Origin of the sequence: Eubacterium ramulus (genome assembly GCF_045002895.1) — a bacterium.
GTDB lineage: Bacteria > Bacillota > Clostridia > Lachnospirales > Lachnospiraceae > Eubacterium_I > Eubacterium_I ramulus.
This window is the reverse complement of the sequence record NZ_CP173382.1, coordinates 237,501-242,500: the sequence shown is the minus strand read 5'-3', so window position 1 is coordinate 242,500 and position 5,000 is coordinate 237,501. Positions and strand designations below refer to the sequence as shown.

3 protein-coding genes and 1 rRNA gene (2 of these 4 cut by a window edge) are annotated in these 5,000 nt (G+C 45.9%); 1 reads left to right on the top strand and 3 read right to left on the bottom strand.

Annotated elements, in window-relative coordinates; genetic code table 11:
• Together ACIRUQ_RS01230 and ACIRUQ_RS01225 are read right to left on the bottom strand one after the other, a co-directional pair.
• Positions 1–433 carry the 5' portion of an alpha-glucosidase C-terminal domain-containing protein gene (locus ACIRUQ_RS01230; protein WP_172679922.1) on the bottom strand. Its footprint begins 218 nt before the window's first position, so only the first 433 of its 651 coding nucleotides appear in the window; the start codon lies at positions 431–433; its stop codon lies beyond the left edge, outside the window.
• The gene (locus tag ACIRUQ_RS01225; protein ID WP_242853647.1) at positions 427–537 is read right to left on the bottom strand and encodes a LacI family DNA-binding transcriptional regulator; all 111 of its coding nucleotides are present in this window, start codon (positions 535–537) and stop codon (positions 427–429) included. The genes ACIRUQ_RS01230 and ACIRUQ_RS01225 overlap by 7 nt, the downstream gene beginning before the upstream one ends.
• 333 nt (positions 538–870) lie before the next feature.
• On the opposite strand from ACIRUQ_RS01225, the gene ACIRUQ_RS01220 reads away from it, so the two are divergent.
• Complete coding sequence (locus ACIRUQ_RS01220; RefSeq protein ID WP_055291360.1) at positions 871–2,244, top strand: NAD(P)/FAD-dependent oxidoreductase; 1,374 nt, start codon at positions 871–873, stop codon at positions 2,242–2,244.
• Between the two features lie 325 nt (positions 2,245–2,569).
• On the opposite strand, the gene ACIRUQ_RS01215 is transcribed toward ACIRUQ_RS01220, so the two are convergent.
• Positions 2,570–5,000 (bottom strand): 23S ribosomal RNA (locus ACIRUQ_RS01215) (it continues 463 nt past the right edge of the window).

The following is a 5,000-nucleotide window of genomic DNA, read 5'->3' as shown; positions in this document are numbered from 1 at the left end:
CCGCGTCCAGAAGTTTGTATACACCATCTGTAATTACAGGTACTTCATGGCACAGCTGCACTAACTTCTTATAATAAGAAAAAACGAATTTTGGAGCTTTGACAGATGCCTCTGCATTGATTGTTTTGTAGTTGTCATTTACCGCGATCCACGGCTCTGCTTCAGAGAATCCGGCATTTTTTTCCGTACTCCACTGCATCGGAGTTCTTGCATTATCACGGGATTTCAGACGCAGAAGTTCCAATGTGTCTTTTGTAGAAAAACCTTTTCTTCCGGTGCAGTAGGCAATGCCGCGTTTTTCCTTGCTTAACAGATATTCCGTTGCTTTATAAAAGCCTTCATACTGCTTTGCCCGAATCATGGAAACACTCTGATCTTCATTATACTCATTGCATGCGATCAACCTACCATAGCTTAAATAGGATTTTAACATTTTCCATTCATTTTCAATCGAACAAAGAATGATTCCATCTGCATGGTGCATGCTAAGACATGAGGCTTATTATTAATGACCCTTGAAACAGTAGAAGCAGACATTCCGGCAAGCTTTGCTACATCTGATATCGTTGCCAATTTTTCACATAATTTTTATTGACATGCTAGATATTTCCGCGATAGAATAAATAGTAACTATAAGCAGTGCCAGTTACATAAAATTCAAAGTGAAACTCTATTTTCACTCTTGTCTTTGTTGTAGTATGTAGCACTGCATTTTTTGTCTCAGTTGGAATTTCATATCCAACTGAGATAAGCGCTTTGCAGGATGTGCAGTGATTCTGAATGGAATATATCAGCTTACGCTAATCAGAATCACGCACCAAGTCTCACATGCGTTCAACTTGAAATTTTACTATTGGAGGTTATTTCACTATGAAATATGATGTTGTGATCATTGGTGCCGGTCCTGGCGGTATTTTTTCCGCTTATGAACTGATTCACCAGAATAAAAATTTAAAGATTGCTGTTTTCGAGGAAGGCTACCCGTTAGAAAAACGTCATTGCCCGATTGACGGCAAAAAAGTTCCATCCTGTATCAAATGTCCTACTTGTGCGATCATGAGCGGATTCGGCGGTGCCGGAGCATTTTCTGATGGAAAATACAATATTACCAATGACTTTGGCGGCACATTATACGAATATATCGGAAAAGAAGAAGCCCTGGATCTGATGCGTTATGTAGATGAGATCAACATGACACATGGCGGTGCTGAAACGAAACTGTACTCTACTGCAGGAACACATTTCAAAAAGATCTGCATGCAGAATAAATTAAAACTTCTGGATGCATCTGTTCGTCATCTGGGTACCGATATCAATTATGTTGTTTTAGAAAATCTGTATAATGAGTTAAAAGATCAGATTGATTTTTACTTCCAGACACCGGTAACCAAAATTGAACGTCTGGGAGATAATAACTATCGTATCCACTATCATGATACATTTGCTGACTGTACTAAGTGTGTTGTTTCTGTCGGACGCATCGGCAGCAAATGGATGGAGAGCATCTGTAAGGATCTTGAGATCCCGACAAATTCAAACCGCGTAGACCTTGGTGTACGCGTAGAACTTCCGGCTGTTATTTTCTCTGATCTGACAGATGAGTTGTATGAAAGCAAAATTGTATATCGTACAGAAAAATTCGAGGATAACGTGCGTACCTTCTGCATGAATCCATATGGAATTGTTGTAAATGAGAATACAAACGGTATCGTTACTGTAAATGGACACAGCTACGAAGATCCGGCACAGCAGACTGAAAATACAAACTTTGCTCTTCTGGTTGCAAAACACTTCTCTGAACCGTTCAAAGACAGTAACGGATACGGTGAGAGCATTGCAAGACTGTCCAACATGTTGGGTGGCGGTGTCATTGTACAGCGTTTTGGTGACTTAGTCCGCGGACGACGCAGTACTGTAAAACGTATTGAAGAAGGTCTGGTTCGTCCTACCCTCTCCGCTACACCGGGTGACTTAAGTCTGGTACTTCCGAAACGTATTTTGGATGGTATTATCGAAATGATCTATGCATTGGATAAAATTGCTCCGGGTACTGCAAATGATGATACTTTGCTGTACGGCGTTGAGGTAAAATTCTACAATATGGAAGTGGAACTGGATGAAAATCTGGAAAGCTGCCACAAAGGACTCTACATCATCGGTGACGGCAGCGGTGTGACACATTCCCTGTCTCATGCATCTGCCAGCGGTGTATATGTTGCCAGACATATCTGCGAACAGTTGTAGAATAAATAGAATTAAGAATAAAAAAGATAAAAAGCGCTGTATGAGAAACTCAACATACAACGCTTTTTCATTGTCATTCTATCAATCCAATTCTCTTTTTCTTTATTATCAATCTATCAGAACATTTTTCCAAAAGAAAATCAATAGTGATGAATCGTTTTTGGGCAACCTCAGCTTCCAAAAATTTTGCATTATACCAATTTGGTAGCACAAAAAATGCTGTATTGACCAAATTATCAATACAGCATTTTTTATTTATATGATATATACCTTCAAAACTTCATACAGAACCAGTGTCTTTCCATCACTATTCAATTTCTCATTTTTGGTCAAGTCCTCAAACGATTAGTAACAGTCAGCTCCATGTGTTGCCACACTTCCACCTCTGCCCTATCTACCTCGTACTCTTCAAGGGTTTTTACTCCTTTATAAGGATGGGATATCTCATCTTGGGGGGGACTTCACGCTTAGATGCCTTCAGCGTTTATTCCTTCCGGACTTGGCTACCCGGCGATGCCATTGGCATGACAGCCGGTACACCAGTGGTCCGTCCAGCCCGGTCCTCTCGTACTAAGGCCAGCTCCCCTCAGATATCCTACGCCCGCGCCGGATAGGGACCGAACTGTCTCACGACGTTCTGAACCCAGCTCGCGTACCGCTTTAATGGGCGAACAGCCCAACCCTTGGGACCTGCTACAGCCCCAGGATGCGATGAGCCGACATCGAGGTGCCAAACCACTCCGTCGATGTGAACTCTTGGGAGTGATAAGCCTGTTATCCCCAGGGTAGCTTTTATCCGTTGAGCGATGGCAATCCCACTTTATGCCACCGGATCACTAAGTCCTACTTTCGTACCTGCTCCACCCGTCGGTGTCGCAGTCAGCCTCCCTTCTGCCTTTGCACTCTTCTAATGGTTTCCGACCATTATGAGGGAAACTTTGAGCGCCTCCGATACCCTTTCGGAGGCGACCGCCCCAGTCAAACTCCCCGCCTGGCATTGTCCCACCGCCGGATCACGGCGGCTGGTTAGAAACCCGATATTGCAAGGGTGGTATCCCAACAGCGCCTCCTCAGAGACTGGCGTCCCTGATTCATAAGCTCCCACCTATCCTGTACATGCAATACCAAGCTCCAGTACCAAACTGGAGTAAAGCTCCATGGGGTCTTTCCGTCCTGGCGCGGGTAACCAGCATCTTCACTGGTACTTCAATTTCACCGGGTGCATTGTCGAGACAGCGCTCAAATCATTACGCCTTTCGTGCGGGTCGGAACTTACCCGACAAGGAATTTCGCTACCTTAGGACCGTTATAGTTACGGCCGCCGTTTACTGGGGCTTGGATTCAAAGCTTCGCCGAAGCTAACCTCTCCTCTTAACCTTCCAGCACCGGGCAGGCGTCAGCCCATATACATCACCTTACGGTTTCGCATAGACCTGTGTTTTTGCTAAACAGTTGCTTGAGCCTATTCTCTGCGGCCCACTTGCGTGGGCACCCCTTCTCCCGAAGTTACGGGGTCATTTTGCCGAGTTCCTTGACAATGCTTCTCCCGCCGGCCTTAGGATTCTCTCCTCATCCACCTGTGTCGGTTTACGGTACGGGCGCATGGCAAACAATAGCGGCTTTTCTCGACAGGAGGGGGCACATGCTTCACTACTTTAGTTCGCTCCACATCACGGCTTCGTCTCATGCACAGCGGATTTGCCTGCTGTGCGACTACCCCGTTTGTACCGGACTTTCCATTTCCGGCCCATGTTTCCCTCCCGTGTCCCCACAGTTCTGTTACCATGCGGTACAGGAATATCAACCTGTTGTCCATCGGCTACGCTTTTCAGCCTCACCTTAGGTCCCGACTTTCCCAGGGCAGATCAGCTTTACCCTGGAGACCTTGGATATTCGGCCACAAGGATTCTCACCTTGTTCTCGCTACTCATTCCGGCATTCTCTCTTCTTAGCACTCCACAGCTCCTTCCGGTACTGCTTCTTCGCGTTAAGAATGCTCCTCTACCAATGACTATGTCATTCCCAAGCTTCGGTGGCATGTTTTAGCCCCGGACATTTTCGGCGCAGGACCTCTCGACTAGTGAGCTGTTACGCACTCTTTGAATGAATGGCTGCTTCTGAGCCAACATCCTAGTTGTCTTAGAGATCCCACATCCTTTTCCACTTAACATGCACTTTGGGACCTTAGCTGCGGGTCTGGGCTCTTTCCCTTTTGACTATCCAACTTATCTCGTATAGTCTGACTCCCGTTCATCATCTGTATGGCATTCGGAGTTTGATATCCCTTAGTAAGCTTTGACGCCCCCTTGGGAATTCAGTGCTCTACCTCCACCAGACTAAAACGAGGCTAGCCCTAAAGCTATTTCGAGGAGAACCAGCTATCTCCGGGTTCGATTGGAATTTCTCCGCTATCCACACCTCATCGCCACCCTTTTCAACGGATGTGCGTTCGGTCCTCCATTGCCTTTTACGGCAACTTCAACCTGGACATGGATAGGTCACCCGGTTTCGGGTCTGCACACACTGACTATCGCGCCCTCTTAAGGCTTGGTTTCCCTGCGGCTCCGGGACTTTATCCCTTAACCTTGCCAGTATGCACAACTCGCCGGACCGTTCTACAAAAAGTACGCCGTCGGGCATATAAAGCCCTCCGACAGTTTGTAAACACAGGGTTTCAGGTTCTCTTTCACTCCCCTCCCGGGGTCCTTTTCACCTTTCCTTCACAGTACTATGCGCTATCGGTCACTAAGTAGTAT